11 protein-coding genes are annotated in these 15,180 nt (G+C 72.4%); 8 read left to right on the top strand and 3 right to left on the bottom strand.

Features of this window, described 5'->3' with window-relative positions:
- The first annotated feature begins 212 nt into the window (after positions 1–212).
- The 5 genes from F0L17_RS18840 to gatB all read left to right on the top strand — a co-directional run bounded on the left by F0L17_RS18840 (position 213) and on the right by gatB (position 6,135).
- Positions 213–2,393, top strand: a complete 2,181-nt coding sequence (locus tag F0L17_RS18840) for a putative bifunctional diguanylate cyclase/phosphodiesterase (RefSeq protein WP_155071991.1) — start codon at positions 213–215, stop codon at positions 2,391–2,393.
- 161 nt (positions 2,394–2,554) lie between these two features.
- Positions 2,555–2,851 carry an Asp-tRNA(Asn)/Glu-tRNA(Gln) amidotransferase subunit GatC gene (gene gatC, locus F0L17_RS18845; RefSeq protein ID WP_031505700.1) on the top strand — a complete coding sequence of 99 codons (297 nt, stop codon included), beginning with the start codon at positions 2,555–2,557 and terminating at the stop codon, positions 2,849–2,851.
- A gap of 5 nt (positions 2,852–2,856) precedes the next feature.
- The gene (gatA, locus tag F0L17_RS18850; protein WP_162466398.1) at positions 2,857–4,359 is read left to right on the top strand and encodes an Asp-tRNA(Asn)/Glu-tRNA(Gln) amidotransferase subunit GatA; all 1,503 of its coding nucleotides are present in this window, start codon (positions 2,857–2,859) and stop codon (positions 4,357–4,359) included.
- Positions 4,356–4,598, top strand: a complete 243-nt coding sequence (locus F0L17_RS18855; protein WP_162466399.1) for a hypothetical protein — start codon at positions 4,356–4,358, stop codon at positions 4,596–4,598. Before gatA ends, F0L17_RS18855 begins: the two co-directional genes overlap by 4 nt.
- 28 nt (positions 4,599–4,626) lie before the next feature.
- The gene (gene gatB, locus F0L17_RS18860; protein WP_162466400.1) at positions 4,627–6,135 is read left to right on the top strand and encodes an Asp-tRNA(Asn)/Glu-tRNA(Gln) amidotransferase subunit GatB; all 1,509 of its coding nucleotides are present in this window, start codon (positions 4,627–4,629) and stop codon (positions 6,133–6,135) included.
- 112 nt (positions 6,136–6,247) lie between these two features.
- Here the strand turns inward: gatB and F0L17_RS18865 are convergent, their stop codons facing one another.
- The 3 genes from F0L17_RS18865 to F0L17_RS18875 all read right to left on the bottom strand — a co-directional run bounded on the left by F0L17_RS18865 (position 6,248) and on the right by F0L17_RS18875 (position 8,746).
- The gene (locus F0L17_RS18865; RefSeq protein WP_155071992.1) at positions 6,248–6,451 is read right to left on the bottom strand and encodes a DUF6191 domain-containing protein; all 204 of its coding nucleotides are present in this window, start codon (positions 6,449–6,451) and stop codon (positions 6,248–6,250) included.
- Entirely contained in the window at positions 6,451–7,623 is a 1,173-nt protein-coding gene (locus F0L17_RS18870) for a PQQ-dependent sugar dehydrogenase (protein ID WP_155071993.1), read from the bottom strand. The genes F0L17_RS18865 and F0L17_RS18870 overlap by 1 nt, the downstream gene beginning before the upstream one ends.
- Before the next feature lie 124 nt (positions 7,624–7,747).
- Positions 7,748–8,746: an aldo/keto reductase gene (locus F0L17_RS18875; RefSeq protein ID WP_162466401.1), complete on the bottom strand. Its 999-nt coding sequence runs from the start codon at positions 8,744–8,746 to the stop codon at positions 7,748–7,750.
- Positions 8,747–8,842: 96 nt separating this feature from the next.
- Here F0L17_RS18875 and F0L17_RS18880 point away from each other — a divergent pair, with 96 nt between their 5' ends.
- The 3 genes from F0L17_RS18880 to F0L17_RS18890 all read left to right on the top strand — a co-directional run bounded on the left by F0L17_RS18880 (position 8,843) and on the right by F0L17_RS18890 (position 15,146).
- Complete coding sequence (locus tag F0L17_RS18880) at positions 8,843–9,781, top strand: 2-hydroxyacid dehydrogenase (protein WP_155071994.1); 939 nt, start codon at positions 8,843–8,845, stop codon at positions 9,779–9,781.
- A 338-nt stretch (positions 9,782–10,119) separates the two neighbouring features.
- A complete protein-coding gene (locus tag F0L17_RS18885; protein WP_155071995.1) occupies positions 10,120–13,056 on the top strand; it encodes a putative bifunctional diguanylate cyclase/phosphodiesterase in 2,937 nt (978 codons plus the stop codon).
- A gap of 230 nt (positions 13,057–13,286) precedes the next feature.
- Positions 13,287–15,146, top strand: a complete 1,860-nt coding sequence (locus tag F0L17_RS18890) for an acetolactate synthase large subunit (protein ID WP_155071996.1) — start codon at positions 13,287–13,289, stop codon at positions 15,144–15,146.
- Positions 15,147–15,180 lie beyond the last annotated feature (34 nt).

Raw genomic sequence — 15,180 nt, forward strand, 5'->3', positions numbered from 1 at the left:
GGCGGGGGTGTTCGGCCGTCAACCGCGTTTCCACCGAACGTCGTTGGGTGAGTGATGGAGCGCGTCCGTGCGGCGCTTATCAGACGGGCGCGATCGACCGGTCGGCATTCGGGCAACCCCGATCGATCACTGCCCCGACGGCCGTGCGCGTCCTACTGTTGATGGGTGCGCCTGCCGTGGCGTGGGCACCGACGGCTGTGAGAGGGACGCGCATGCAGCGACAACCCCGGGACCGGGGACGGCAGTGGCTCCGCCACGGGCACCCGCAGGCCCCGCCGGGCAAGAGCTCCGACGGCGTGCCGCTCCCGCTGCGTCTGATCGCGCTGGAGGTCCCCGGCCTCTCCCTCGCGGTCGTCGCCGTCGCCGGTGCCGCGCTGGCCGTCGGCTTCTTCCGAGTGGTCTCCGAGGGCCACGCGCTCTTCCCCGGCGGCGTGCCGGGCTGGTCCTTCGCCGTCCTCACCGGTCTGATCGTCGGTCACCTGGTGGCCCTGGGGCGGGACCGCTGGTGGGGTGGCACCGGATCCGGTGCCACCCTCACCCTGGCCATCCTGCTGCTGTACGGCTGGATCCCGGCCACCCTGGTCAGCCTCGCCGTCGTGGTGCTGGTCGGCACGGCCCGACGGCACCACTGGCGACAGGCCGCGCGCAACGGGGCGGTGGACATCCTCGGCATCGGCGCCGCCGCGCTCTGCCTCGCCGCCTTCGGCGTCCACCCCTCCGTGGAACGCCCCTGGCTGCCGGACGCCTGGAGCCCCTACACGGTCCCCGAGGTCCTCCTGGCCGCCTGCGCCTACCTGGTGGTCACCCGGGTGTTGCTGTGGTACGCCCTGGCCCGGCGTCGGGACGGGCTGCCCACCGTCGCCCGCACCGCCCTGGTGCGGCAGGGGCTGGTCGCGGTGGCCCTGCTCGGCATCTCCCCGCTGATCGTGGTGGTCGCCGCCCACACGCCACCGCTGCTGCCGCTGTTCGCCGTGCCGCTGATCTCACTGGACTCCGCCCTGTGGATCGCCCGCGCCCGCGCCGAGGAGCAGCTCCGCGACCCCCTCACCGGGCTCGCCAACCGTCAGTGGCTGCTGGAACGGACCTGGTCCGCCCTGGACGAGGCCGACCGGATGGGGGCCCGCTCCGCCCTCGTCCTCATCGACCTGGACCGCTTCCGCTCGGTCAACGACACCCTCGGTCACCTGGCCGGCGACCGGCTGCTGCTCCAGATAGCGGAGCGGCTGAGGACGGCGCTGCCGCGCGGCGCCGAGGTGGCCCGGCTCGGCGGGGACGAGTTCGCCGTACTGCTCCCGCTCGCCGACTCGCCCACCAGCGCCCAGCGCGTCGCCCGCGCCCTCGTCTCCGCGCTCGGCTCGCCGCTCGACCTGGACGGTCTGACGCTGGAGCTGGAGGCCAGCGCCGGCGTCGCGGTCTTCCCCGACCACGCCGGCGAGGCCGAGGGACTGCTGCGCCGCGCCGACGTCGCGATGTACCAGGCCAAGCGGGACCGCAGCGGGGTGGAGGTCTACGAGGCCACCCGGGACGGCAACACCCCCGACCGCCTGGGCCTGTTGGGCGACCTGCGCCGCGCCCTGGACGCCGGCGAGATCGAGTTGCACTACCAGCCCAAGGTCGGCTTCGACGGCTCCGTCTCCGGCCTGGAGGCCCTGGTCCGCTGGGTGCACCCGGAACGCGGCAGGGTCCCCCCGGACGAGTTCATCGCCATCGCCGAGACCTCCGGCCTGATGCCCCGGCTGACCGAGTACGTGTTGGAGACCGCCCTCGCCCAGGTCGCCCGTTGGCGCGCCCAGGGCCTGAGGGCGCCGGTCGCCGTCAACGTCTCGCCGCGCGACGTGCACAGCCCCGGCTTCGCCGGGTCGGTGGCCGCCCGGCTGGCCCGGCACGGCGTCCCCGCCGGGGCACTGCAACTGGAGATCACCGAGCACGTCCTGCTGGAGGACCCCCAGCAGGCCGCCGACACCCTCGCCGCGCTCACCGGGCACGGTGTGCGGATGTCCCTGGACGACTTCGGCACCGGCTACTCCTCGCTGGTCCACCTGAGACGGCTGCCGGTGAGTGAGCTGAAGATCGACCGCTCCTTCGTGGCCCGGCTCGCCGTGGACGCCGAGGACGCCGAGATCGTGCGCTGCACCGTCGACCTGGCGCACTCCCTGGGTCTGCTGGTCGTCGCCGAGGGGGTGGAGGACGACGAGACCTGGGAGCGTCTGCGCGCCCTGGGCTGTGACGCGGTACAGGGCTGGCTGGTCTCCGCCGCGCTGCCGCCGGCCGAGGCCACCGCCTGGCTGCGGGCGCGCGACGGGGTGCCCCCGGTGGTCGAGGGGGCGGCGCCCGCGCTGCCGGGGCCGGGCGGGCAGGGGATCGAACGCTCCCACGGACAGCCCGCGCGGTAGCCCGCGACGGGGCGCCTCCGGCCCGTGCCGGAAGGCGGGTCCGCGCGGTGGTCCCGTGGTGCTGTGCGTCCGGGGTGCCGGGCGCCCTAGGATTGGGGCGGACCGCAGGAAGAGTCCGTCAAGCCCCGAAAGATCCACCACTCACCCCGAGGAATCGCTGCATGCCTGGCATCACGCGCGAGGAGGTCGCCCACCTCGCCCGGCTGGCGCGTCTGGAGCTGAAGGACGAAGAGCTCGACCACTTCGCCGGACAGCTCGACGACATCATCGGTGCGGTCGCCCGCGTCTCCGATGTCGCCGACGAGGACGTACCGCCGACCTCCCACCCGCTGCCGCTGACCAACGTCATGCGCCCGGACGAGGTCCGTCCGTCGCTGACCCCCGAGCAGGCGCTCTCCGGCGCCCCGGCCCAGGAGCAGCAGCGTTTCAAGGTGCCGCAGATCCTGGGGGAGGAGTGACCACCGTGACCAGCACCAGTGACCTGACCCGGCTCACCGCGGCCGAGACCGCCGCGCGCATCGCCTCCGGCGAGACCAGCGCCGTGGAGGTGGCCGAGGCCCACCTCGCCCGCATCGAGGCCGTCGACGAGAAGGTCAACGCCTTCCTCCACGTCGACCGCGAGGGCGCCCTGGCCCGTGCCCGCGCCGTGGACGCCAAGCGCGCCCGCGGCGAGGAGCTCGGCCCGCTCGCCGGCGTCCCGCTCGCGCTCAAGGACATCTTCACCACCGAGGGCGTCCCCACCACCGTCGGCTCCAAGATCCTCGAAGGGTGGATCCCGCCGTACGACGCCACGGTCACCAGGCGCCTCAAGGACGCGGACGTGGTGGTGTTGGGCAAGACCAACATGGACGAGTTCGCCATGGGCTCCTCCACCGAGAACAGCGCCTACGGCCCCACCCGCAACCCCTGGGACCTCACCCGCATCCCGGGCGGCTCCGGCGGCGGCTCCTCGGCGGCGCTCGCCTCCCACCAGGCCCCGCTGGCCATCGGCACCGACACCGGCGGCTCCATCCGCCAGCCGGCGGCCGTCACCGGCACCGTCGGCGTCAAGCCGACCTACGGCGGCGTCTCCCGCTACGGCATGGTCGCCTTCTCCTCCTCCCTGGACCAGGGCGGCCCCTGCGCCCGCACCGTGCTGGACGCGGCCCTGCTGCACGAGGTGATCGCCGGACACGACCCGATGGACTCCACCTCCATCGACGCCCCCGTCCCGCCGGTGGTCGCCGCCGCCCGCGACGGGAACGTCCAGGGGCTGCGCGTCGGCGTGGTCAAGGAGCTCGGCGGCGAGGGCTACCAGGCCGGGGTGATGCGGCGCTTCACCGAGTCCGTGGAGCTGCTGCGCGAACTGGGCGCCGAGATCGTCGAGATCTCCTGCCCGTCCTTCGACAGGGCGCTGGCCGCGTACTACCTGATCGCGCCGTCGGAGTGCTCCTCCAACCTGGCCCGCTTCGACGCCATGCGCTACGGCCTGCGCGTCGGCGACGACGGTGGCCACTCCGCGGAGGAGGTCACCTCCCTCACCCGCGAGGCGGGCTTCGGCCCCGAGGTCAAGCGCCGCATCATGCTCGGCACCTACGCGCTGTCCTCCGGCTACTACGACGCCTACTACGGCTCCGCCCAGAAGGTGCGCACGCTCATCAAGCGCGACTTCGACGCGGCGTTCGGGAAGGTGGACGTGCTGGTCTCGCCGACCACCCCCACCACCGCCTTCCCCATCGGGGAACGCGCCGACGACCCGATGGCCATGTACCTGGCGGACCTGTGCACCATCCCCGCCAACCTGGCGGGCAACGCGGCCATGTCGCTGCCGTGCGGCCTGGCCCCCGAGGACGGCCTGCCGGTGGGGTTGCAGATCATCGCCCCCGCCATGGCCGACGACCGGCTGTACCGTGTCGGAGCCGCGGTCGAGGCCGCGTTCCAGGCACGGTGGGGCCACCCGCTGCTGGAGGAGGCACCCGCGCTGTGAACACGTTGAAGAAGGCCAAGGGGTTCAAGAAGAGCAGGCCCGGCCTGTACCTGTCCATCGGCACCTCGCTCTTCGGCATCGTCGGCGTCGCCAAGCAGATCCAGCTCGCCCGCCGCGAGACCGACACGCTCAAGCTGCTGGACGCCGTCGTCTCCGGCGCCGCGGTCCTCACCAACGCCGCCGTCCTCATCCGCGAGCTGCGCCGCCTGGACATCGACGACGTCCTCGCCGACGACTGACCGCAGCGCCTGAAAGGTTTGGCTTTCCGTGACTGTCACTGAACTGGTGTCGTACGAGGACGCGCTGGCCTCCTACGACCCCGTCATGGGCCTGGAGGTCCATGTCGAGCTGGGCACCAGGACCAAGATGTTCTGCGGTTGCTCCACAGCGCTGGGCGCCGAGCCCAACACCCAGACCTGCCCGGTCTGCCTCGGCATGCCCGGTTCCCTGCCGGTGGTCAACGCGACCGCGGTGGAGTCCGCCGTCCGGATCGGCCTCGCGCTCAACTGCGAGATCGCCGAGTGGTGCCGATTCGCCCGGAAGAACTACTTCTATCCGGACATGCCGAAGAACTTCCAGATCTCCCAGTACGACGAGCCGATCGCCTTCGACGGCTACCTCGACGTGCAACTGGAGGACGGCGAGGTCTTCCGGGTGGGCATCGAGCGCGCCCACATGGAGGAGGACACCGGCAAGTCCACCCACATCGGCGGCGCCACCGGCCGCATCCACGGCGCCTCGCACTCGCTGCTGGACTACAACCGGGCCGGCATCCCCCTCATCGAGATCGTCACCAAGCCGATCACCGGTGCCGGGGAGCGCGCCCCCGAGGTGGCCCGTGCCTACGTCGCCGAGCTGCGCGAACTCATCCGTGCCCTGGGAGTGTCCGAGGCCCGGATGGAGATGGGGCAGCTGCGCTGCGACGTCAACCTGTCGCTGCGCCCGAACGGCACCGAGACGTTCGGCACCCGCAGCGAGACCAAGAACGTCAACTCGCTGCGCAGCGTGGAGCGGGCCACCCGCTTCGAGATCCAGCGCCACGCCGCGCTGCTGGACGCGGGGGAGAAGGTCGTCCAGGAGACCCGCCACTTCCACGAGGACGACGGCACCACCACCTCCGGCCGCGTCAAGGAGGAGGCGGAGGACTACCGCTACTTCCCCGAGCCGGACCTGGTGCCCGTCGCGCCCGCCCGCGAGTGGGTGGAGAAGCTCCGGGCCGAGCTGCCCGAGCTGCCGCGGGTGCGCCGCAACCGGCTGCGCGAGGAGTGGGGCATCTCCGAGCACGAGATGCAGTCCGTCCTCAACGCCGGCGCCATCGAACCGATCGTCGCCACCATCGACGCGGGCGCCCCGGCCGACCAGGCCCGCAAGTGGTGGATGGGCGAGCTGGCCCGTCGGGCCAACGAGCAGGGCACCGAGCTGTCCGCCCTGCCCATCGCCCCGGCCCAGGTGGCCCGGGTGTGCGCGCTGGTCGCCGAGGGATCCCTCAACGACAAGCTGGCCCGGCAGACCATCGAGGGCGTCCTCGCGGGCGAGGGCGACCCGGATGAGGTCGTGGAGAAGCGCGGCCTGAAGGTGGTCTCGGACACCGGCGCGCTGGGCAAGGCCGTGGACGAGGCGATCGCCGCCAACCCGGAGGTCGCCGAGAAGATCCGTGGCGGCAAGGTGGCCGCGGCGGGGGCCCTCGTCGGCGCCGTGATGAAGGCCACCCGCGGTCAGGCGGACGCCGCCCGCGCCCGCGAACTCATCCTGGAGAAGCTGGGCGTCCAGGGCTGAACCCCTTCCGGTCCCCGTTCCGGCCTCCGCCGTTCCCGGCGGAGGCCGGAACGGGGACCCGGCGGACCGGGGCCTGGCCGGGCGGCCGCCGGCGGGCGGCCGAGCCCTCGCCTCAGTCCCGCTCCGCCGCCGGGTCGGTCTCCTCGGCGGGGGCCGGACGCTGGGGCCTTATCAGGACCTGTCCCGAGGAGAGGTCGATGGGCCCGCTTCCCGGATCGTGGTCGCCCTCCTCCACCCGGGTGTGCTCCAGCCGCCTGCGCTCGTCGTCGGTGTGGCGCCGGCCGGGACTGAACAACTCCTCGACCAGGTTGAACATCAGCGGACCTCCAGCTTCAGGATGCGGTCGTCGCCCTCCTCGGGCGTACCGCGAGAGTCGGTCTCGTTGGTCACCAGCCACAGCCCGTCGCCGCCGTCGGAGACGACCGTCCGCAACCGCCCGTACTCACCTTCCAGGAACGCCTGCGGATCCGCCACTGTTTCCTCGCCCTTCAGGGGGATCCGCCACAGCCGCTCGCCGCGCAGGCCCGCCATCCACACCGACCCCTCGGCCACGGCGATGCCGCTCGGGGACGCCTCGGCCGGCTTCCACTGGGCCACGGGGTCGACGAACCCCTCCTCGCCGGCCTCGCCCTCCACCTCGGGCCAGCCGTAGTTGCCGCCGGGGCGGATCAGGTTGAGTTCGTCCCAGGTGTCCTGGCCGAATTCCGAGGCCCACAGCCGCTTCTCCGCGTCCCAGGCCAGCCCCTGGACGTTGCGGTGCCCCCAGGAGTAGACGACGGAGTCCGCCTCGGGGTTGCCGTGGTCCGGCGGCTCGCCCTCCGGGGTCATGCGCAGGATCTTGCCGCCGAGGGAGTCCCTGTCCTGGGCGAGGCTCTCGTCGCCGGTGTCCCCGGTGCCGGCGTAGAGCATCCGGTCGGGGCCGAAGGCGATCCGGCCGCCGTTGTGGATCACCCCCTTGGGGATGCCCCTCAGGACGGTGCTGGGCGCGCCGAGCCGATCGCCCGGCTCCTCGTCCTCGTCGTGGAGCATGCGCACGATCCGGTTGTCGGAGGCGCTGGTGAAGTACGCGTAGACGTGGTGGTCCTCGGCGAAGTCGGGCGAGACGGCGATGCCCAGCAGGCCGCCCTCGCCACCCGGGTCCACCCCGGGCACCGTGCCCAGTTCGGTCACCTCCCCGCTGTCGACGTCGACCCGGGAGATCGTTGCCTCGTCCCGGGAGGAGACCAGCAGGTCGCCGTCGGGCAGGGGCGCCAGTCCCCAGGGCGACTCCAGGTCCGTCGCGACGGTGTCCACCACCTTCGCCGAGCCCTCGGCCGGCGCGGCCGAGGCGCCGGGGGAGGGGGAGGAGGCGGCGGAGGACCGGTCGGTGGTGGCGCTCGGGGAACCGGCGGGATCGGAATCGCCGCCGGAACAACCCGCCGCGAGCAGGGCGAGACCGGCCAGGGAGGCGACGGCCGCCCGAGGACGATGGGAACGGCTTCGCAGCATCGACGTGCCTTTCGAAGACTCTTGGGGCTCTCGGTCACGGTGGCGTCCGCGGCGCCGGTGCCGCGGCGGTCCCGTACCCGACCGTACGCCGAACACGTCGAAAGCGGCCTCGAATGTTCCCGGTTCAGTCCCACGAACCCCGGGCCGGGGGCAGCGAGGCGATCTCCGCCAGGTCGTCCGCGGTGAGCTCCAGCTGCGCCGCCGCCGCGTTCTGTGCCGCCCAACGTTCCTTCTTGGTGCCCGGAACCGGTACCACGTGCCGTCCCTGTGCCAGCAGCCAGGCCAGGGCGACCTGGGCCGGGGTGGCGTCGCCGTGCCGCCGGGCGACGCGCCGCAGCCCGGCGACGATCGGTTGGTTGGCGGCCATCATCTCGGCGGTGAACCGGGGGTGGCGGGCCCGTACGTCGTCGGGCTCGAAGCCGCCTCCCGGGGTGAGGGTGCCGGTCAGGAAACCGTTGCCCAGCGGCATCGCGGCCAGGAAGCCGATCCCGCGCGCCTCGCACCACGGCAGCAGCGAGGTGAGGGCCTCCGGGGACCAGACCGACAGCTCGGCCTGGACACAACCGACCGGGAAGACCTGTTGTACCCGTTCGAGTTGCCGGATCGTTTCGTCGTACAGGGACGTGCCGGTGCCTCTCCGCCGTGCCCGTGCGCCGACCGCGCACAGTCCCAGCGCGCGCACCTTGCCGGCCGCCACCAGCTCGGCCATCGCGCCCCAGGTCTCCTCGACGGGCACCTCCGGGTCGGCGCGGTGGAGTTGGTAGAGGTCGATCACGTCGGTCTGCAGCCTGCGCAGCGAGGCGTCGCAGGCCCGTTTGACATAGCCGGGGCGTCCGTTGGCCACGATGTGCTGTTCCCCGACCAACAGTCCGCACTTGGTGGAGACGAAGGCGTCCGCGCGGCGTCGCCGGAGCACCCGGCCCAGCAGCAGCTCGTTGGTGAACGGGCCGTACATGTCGGCGGTGTCCAGGAGCGTCACGCCCCGGTCGAGCGCGGTGTGCACCGTGCGCAGCGAGGACTCGCCATCCTGCTCGGACGTGGTGTAGGCCCAGCTCATGGGCATGCAGCCGAGCCCGATGGCGCCCACCTCCAGCGCCGTCGCACCGATCCTCCTGCGCTCCACCTGGACGTGCTCCCTCCCTCGCCCCCCACCGGGCGCCGTTCCAACCTAACGGGTGGCCCGGCGGGGCCCCGCACAGCCTCCGGGTAGCCTCTGGCCATGGAACGCACGGACGTCTGGCTGCCCATCCGGCCCGAGGAGATCGACGGTCTGCCCGCACCGTTCAGGTACGTCCACTGGGACGGGGCGGAGGAGTTCCCGGCGGACCCGACGCGCTGCGCCTTCTACGTCGTCCCCTACCTGAAGGGTCAGGCGGTCGCCGTACGGCCGCTCGCGCACATGTCGAACGTACGGGTGGTGCAGACGCTCACCGCGGGCGTCGACCACGTGGAGCCCGCCGTACCGAAGCTGCCCCCGGGCACCCTGTTGTGCAACGCCCGCGGCGTCCACGACGCCTCCACCGCCGAACTCGCCCTCACCCTGGCGCTCGCCTCCCTGCGCGGCGTGCCGGAGTTCGTGCGGGCCCAGGACGCCGGACGCTGGGAACCGGGCTTCCGCCCGGCCCTGGCCGACCGGACGGCGCTGATCGTCGGCCACGGCGCGATCGGCGCCGCCATCGAGGAACGGCTCCTGCCCTTCGAACCGGAGGCGGTCCACCGTGTCGCCCGCACCGCCCGCGACACGCCGCGCGGCCCGGTGCACACCCTGGCCGACCTGCCCGGACTGCTGCCCGAGGCGGACGTCGTCTTCGTCGTCACGCCGCTGACCGAAGCCACCCGCCGGCTGGTGGACGCGGACTTCCTGGCCCGGATGAAGGACGGGGCACTGCTGGTGAACGTCTCCCGCGGGGCCGTCGTGGACACCGCGGCGCTCCTGGCGGAACTGGAGTCCGGACGGCTGCGGGCGGCCCTGGACGTCACCGATCCCGAACCGCTGCCCGAGGGGCATCCGCTGTGGAGCGCGCCGGGTGTCCTGATCACGCCTCACGTCGGTGGTCCCACCACGGCGTTCCTACCGCGGGCCAAGCGGCTGATCCGCTCCCAGCTGAGGCTCTTCGCGGCGGGGAGGCCCCCGGAGAACGTCGTCGCCACGGCGTAGCGCCCCTTCGACGGGGGGAGGAGTGCGCCGGAGCGGTGGTGGAACGGAAGCGGTAGGCGCGACGAGCCGACCGCACCACCCGCTGTACGCTCCGGATACGGGCGGCTGCGCATTGTATCTGCAATTTTCATCTCAGTCACGCTGTGTAGGTGACCTATGTCCCTGAGTGACTTTTCTGGTGTATCGTCCGCTCGGGGGCGTACCAGACCACGAGGGGGGACGGGCGACATGCACGGCCACCGGACGAATCACCGGACACACCACCGACGTCGGACGGACCACGGAGCCGCGGGACTCCGCGCGCAGGGGCGGCGCCGATCGTGCCGGAGGGCCGCGCGATGATCCTCCGGGAGACGGATTTCCCGCGGTTCCCCAGGGCGCCCCGCGCGGCGCGGCGGCGCGACGAGACGGGGTCGAAGGGCCCGAGGACACTTCCCAGGCTCACCCTCGCCGCGCTCTGCGGGGCCTACGCGGTGGGGGCGGCGCTCGGCTGGGGCTCGGAGACGGTGGCCCTCTTCATGGGCGACTTCGGACTGAGCATCGCGGCCTTCGTGGCCGCGGCGTCCTGCTTCCACTACGCCCGCACCCACCCCGGCACCCCGTTCCGTCCCGCCTGGGCGCTCTTCGCCGTCTCCTCGGCGATGGCCGGGTCGGGGAACGCGGTGTGGGGGTGGTACGAGGTCGTGCTCGGCCGTCCCGTGCCCAGCCCCTCGCTCGCCGACTTCTGCTTCCTGCTCTTCGCGCCCCCCGCGATCGTCGGACTGCTCGTGCTCGCCAAGCGGCCGGTCAGTCGGGCGGGCTGGGTCTGCCTGGCCCTCGACGCCTGGCTGATCGGCGGCTCGCTGCTGACCCTCTCCTGGAGCCTGGCGCTCGACCACCCCTCGTACTGGCAGGGCGAGTCGGTGTCCCGGGTGGCGCTCTCCCTGGCCTACCCACTGATGGACATCGTCCTGATCAGCATGGTCCTCGTCCTGCACTTCCGGCGCTCGTCCGCCCACCGCTCCGCCGTCAACACCGTCATCGGCGCCCTCACCCTGACGGTGTTGTGCGACGCCCTGTTCTCCTCGCCCCTGTTGCGGGAGCACTACTCGTCGGGCCAGCTGCTCGACGCGGGCTGGTTCGCCGGATCCCTGTTGTTGGCGTACGCGCCCTGGGTCGGCGCCGGCGAGGGAGGGGCCCGGCGCCCCTCCGCCCGGCAGCCCGTCCCGGCGAACGGTGCCATGACCGGGTCGCTGACCGCTCTCACGCCGTACCTGGCGGCCGCCGTGTGCACCCTGGGGATCCTCTACAACGTCCGCGACGGTGGGAGCATCGACCGGGTGGTGCTGTTGACCGGGTGCACCGTCGTGCTGGCCCTGGTGGTGCGCCAGGGGATCATGCTGGTGGACAACATCCACCTCACCCAGGAACTGGCCCAGAAGGAGAACCACTTCCGTTCCCTGGTACAGGGCTCCAGCGACGTCATCATGATCGCCTCCCCGGCCGGGATGCTGCGCTACGTCTCACCGGCCGCCGCGGGCGTCTACGGACGGGAACCGGACAGACTGGTCGGTTCCGAACTCGCCTCCCTGATCCATCCCGAGGACCTCGGTCGGGTCCTGCACGAGGTGCGCCGCTTCCTGGCCGCCCGACCCGACGAGGAGCCCTCCACCCGCATCGAGTGCCGCATCCGACACGCCTCGGGCCGATGGCTCAACGTCGAGTCCACCGTCAACCGCTACCAGAGCGGACTGATCTTCAACAGCCGCGACGTCACCGAGCGGGTGCGGCTCCAGGCCCAACTCCAGCACAACGCCTCCCACGATCCGTTGACCGACCTGCCCAACCGCGCCTTGTTCACCGATCGGGTCCGGCAGGCGCTGGGCGGACGGCGGCGGGGCGACACCGCGGCGGGCCACACGGCGGTGCTCTACATCGACCTCGACGGCTTCAAGGCCGTCAACGACACCATCGGCCATCAGGCGGGCGACGAACTCCTGGTCCAGGCGGCCCGCCGGCTCCAGGAGTCCGTACGGTCGGGGGACACCGCGGCCCGGCTGGGAGGCGACGAGTTCGCCGCGCTCATCGTGGGCGACGATCGGTGCGACCGGGCCGAGCGCGAGTACCGCGTACTGGAGATCGCCGAGCGGCTGCGCGCGGCCCTCTCCCGGCCGTACCGCGTCGAGGGGGGCGAGGTGCGGGTCGCCGCGTCCATCGGGGTGGCCTTCGCCGAGCCCGGGGTGACCCCGGCCGTCCTGATGCGCCACGCCGACCTGGCCATGTACCGCGCCAAGCAGGCCGGCAAGAACCGGGTCGAGCTGTACGCGCCCCGGCAGCAGGCCGAGGCGGTCCGCCGCGCCGAGTTGACCACCGACCGGCTGCGCGGCGCGCCGGTCGAGGGAGAGTTCGCCCTGCTCCACCAGCCCGTGGTCGAACTCTCCAGCGGCCGGATCACCTCGGTCGCCGCCCAGGCCCGTAGACACCCCGTCCCCGGTGTACTCCTCCCCTCCGGCGATCCCGAGCAGGTTCCCGCGGTCGAGCCCTCCGGCGGGGACGAGCCCGGCGGGACGGGGCAGCAGCGACTGTTGGCCAGGGCCATCGAACAGGCCGCCGAACGCCACCGTGCGGGCTTCTCCGTGCCGGTGTCCGTACGGCTTGACGCGCGTCGTCTCACGGGCCGCTCCACGACTCCGGCCGCCGTCGAGTCCCTGCTGTCCCGGCACGGACTGCCGCCCGAGGCCCTCGTCGTGGAGGTGGCGGGCTGTGACGCCCAGGTCTCCCTCGACGAGTTGGAGCTGTGGGTCACGGCGCTGCGCAGGATGGGCGTGGGGATCGCGCTGGCCGGCTTCGGCGGCGCCCAGGCCGGTCTCGTCGTGCTCGGCAGGCTCCCCGCCGATGTGCTCAGACTGGACCGCTCCCTGGTCGACGGGGTGCTGGAGTCACCCAAGGTGCGCAAAATCACGTCCGGACTGCTCCGGATCGCCGGCGACCTCGGCATGGCCTCCGTGGCGGAGGGGGTGGAACGTCCCGAACAGGCGGCCGTCCTGCGCGCGATGGGGTGCACTCACGCGCAGGGGCCGGTCTTCTGCAAACCCCTGGAAGAGCACAGGCTGCGCCGCGCCATGGCCCGCGGGCGCTACCCCGTCCCCTACGGCGAGCAGCGCGCCACGGTCGGTGGCCGTTCGGTCGTGGTCGCGGGCTCGCTGCCCCTGCGCGGGAGCGGAGCGGCCGGGACGGAGCCGTTGCCGCACCCCCCGGTACGCCCAAATACTGAGACGTCCGTCCCACCCACTTGACACCTCGCAGGCGACGGGAGGATTGTCAGTGCCATGCGCACCCGAATTCTCGTACTTGGACAGCGCGTCGACTGACCTCGGGCTCGCCCGCCCCTGGACGACAGCGACGCGCTCCCCTCGCTTGCCTGACGGCACGAGGGGTTTTTTGTTGCACCGGCACTCCAGCGCGCAACCCAGCCACAGCCACCCTCAACGAGCGTCAACCCTCACTCTCCGAGAAGAGACAAGCGATGACCGAGCAGGCCACCGGGGCCCCCCGCCCGCAGCCGCGGACCCGTACCGGCGGAGCACAGCCGCAGCCCGCCACCGTCGAGCACGTCACGGGAGCCCAGTCCCTCATCCGTTCTCTCGAGGAAGTCGGCGCCGACACGGTATTCGGCATTCCGGGGGGTGCCATCCTGCCCGCCTACGACCCGATGATGGACTCCTCGCGGGTGCGCCACGTCCTGGTCCGCCACGAGCAGGGCGCGGGTCACGCCGCCACCGGTTACGCCCAGGCCACCGGTAGGGTCGGCGTCTGCATGGCCACCTCCGGCCCCGGGGCCACCAACCTCGTCACGCCCATCGCCGACGCCCACATGGACTCCGTCCCGCTGGTGGCGATCACCGGTCAGGTGGCCTCCGGCTCGATCGGTACCGACGCCTTCCAGGAAGCCGACATCTGCGGCATCACCATGCCGGTCACCAAGCACAACTACCTGGTGACCGACCCGGCCGAGATCCCCCGGGTGATCGCCGAGGCGTTCCACATCGCCTCCACGGGCCGCCCGGGTCCGGTCCTGGTGGACATCGCCAAGGACGCCCTCCAGGCGCGGACGACGTTCTCCTGGCCTCCCGCCCACGAGCTGCCCGGCTACCGTCCGGTGACCAAGCCGCACGCCAAGCAGATCCGCGAGGCCGCCCGGCTGATCACCGAGGCCGCCCGCCCGGTGCTGTACGTCGGCGGCGGCGTCCTCAAGGCCGGCGCCACCACCGAGCTGAAGGTGCTCGCCGAGCTGACCGGCGCCCCCGTCACCACCACCCTGATGGCACTCGGCGCCTTCCCCGACAGTCACCCGCAGCACCTGGGCATGCCCGGCATGCACGGCACCGTGGCGGCCGTCACCGCCCTGCAGAAGGCCGACCTGATCGTCGCGCTCGGTGCCCGCTTCGACGACCGCGTCACCGGCAGGCTGGACTCCTTCGCGCCGTACGCCAAGGTCGTCCACGCCGACATCGACCCGGCCGAGATCGGCAAGAACCGCGCCGCCGACGTCCCCATCGTCGGTGACGCCCGTGAGGTCATCGCCGACCTGGTCGTGGCCGTCCGCGCCGAGCACGAGGCGGGCAACGTCGGCGACCACACCGAGTGGTGGCGGCAGCTGGACCGCTGGCGCGAGACCTACCCGCTGGGCTACGACCTGCCCGAGGACGGCTCCCTGTCCCCGCAGCAGGTCATCGAGCGCATCGGCGCCCTGGCCCCCGAGGGCACGGTCTTCGCCGCCGGCGTGGGACAGCACCAGATGTGGGCGGCCCACTTCATCCACTACGAGAGGCCCGCCACCTGGCTGAACTCCGGTGGTCTGGGCACCATGGGCTACGCCGTCCCGGCCGCCCTCGGCGCCAAGGCCGGCGTTCCGGACCGCACCGTCTGGGCGATCGACGGCGACGGCTGCTTCCAGATGACCAATCAGGAGTTGGCCACCGCGGCGCTCAACGGCATCCCGATCAAGGTCGCGATCATCAACAACGGCGCTCTGGGGATGGTCCGCCAGTGGCAGACCCTCTTCTACAACCAGCGCTACTCCAACACCGTGCTGCACAGCGGCCCCGACGCGCGGCCCGTCGAGGAGGCGCCCAAGGGCACCCGCGTCCCGGACTTCGTGAAGCTGGCGGAGGCCATGGGGTGCGTCGGCATCCGCTGCGAGTCCCCCGACCGGCTCGACGCGGTCATCGAGAAGGCCAACTCCATCAACGACCGCCCCGTCGTCGTGGACTTCATCGTCCACGAGGACGCGATGGTCTGGCCGATGGTGGCGGCGGGCACCTCCAACGACGAGGTCATGGCGGCGCGCGGCGTCCGGCCCGACTTCGGCGACGGCGACGACTGAGAACCCCGAGGAACCCTAGGAACGGAGCACCACG

Origin of the sequence: Streptomyces taklimakanensis (genome assembly GCF_009709575.1) — a bacterium.
GTDB lineage: Bacteria > Actinomycetota > Actinomycetes > Streptomycetales > Streptomycetaceae > Streptomyces > Streptomyces taklimakanensis.

What these genes read in the sequence shown, in the direction of transcription:
- F0L17_RS18840 (WP_155071991.1), top strand. Translation starts at nt 213, where the DNA reads ATGCAGCGACAACCCCGGGACCGGGGACGGCAGTGGCTCCGCCACGGG.
- gatC (WP_031505700.1), top strand. Translation starts at nt 2,555, where the DNA reads ATGCCTGGCATCACGCGCGAGGAGGTCGCCCACCTCGCCCGGCTGGCG.
- F0L17_RS18865 (WP_155071992.1), bottom strand. Translation starts at nt 6,451, where the DNA reads ATGTTCAACCTGGTCGAGGAGTTGTTCAGTCCCGGCCGGCGCCACACC.
- F0L17_RS18870 (WP_155071993.1), bottom strand. Translation starts at nt 7,623, where the DNA reads ATGCTGCGAAGCCGTTCCCATCGTCCTCGGGCGGCCGTCGCCTCCCTG.
- F0L17_RS18880 (WP_155071994.1), top strand. Translation starts at nt 8,843, where the DNA reads ATGGAACGCACGGACGTCTGGCTGCCCATCCGGCCCGAGGAGATCGAC.
- F0L17_RS18885 (WP_155071995.1), top strand. Translation starts at nt 10,120, where the DNA reads ATGATCCTCCGGGAGACGGATTTCCCGCGGTTCCCCAGGGCGCCCCGC.
- F0L17_RS18890 (WP_155071996.1), top strand. Translation starts at nt 13,287, where the DNA reads ATGACCGAGCAGGCCACCGGGGCCCCCCGCCCGCAGCCGCGGACCCGT.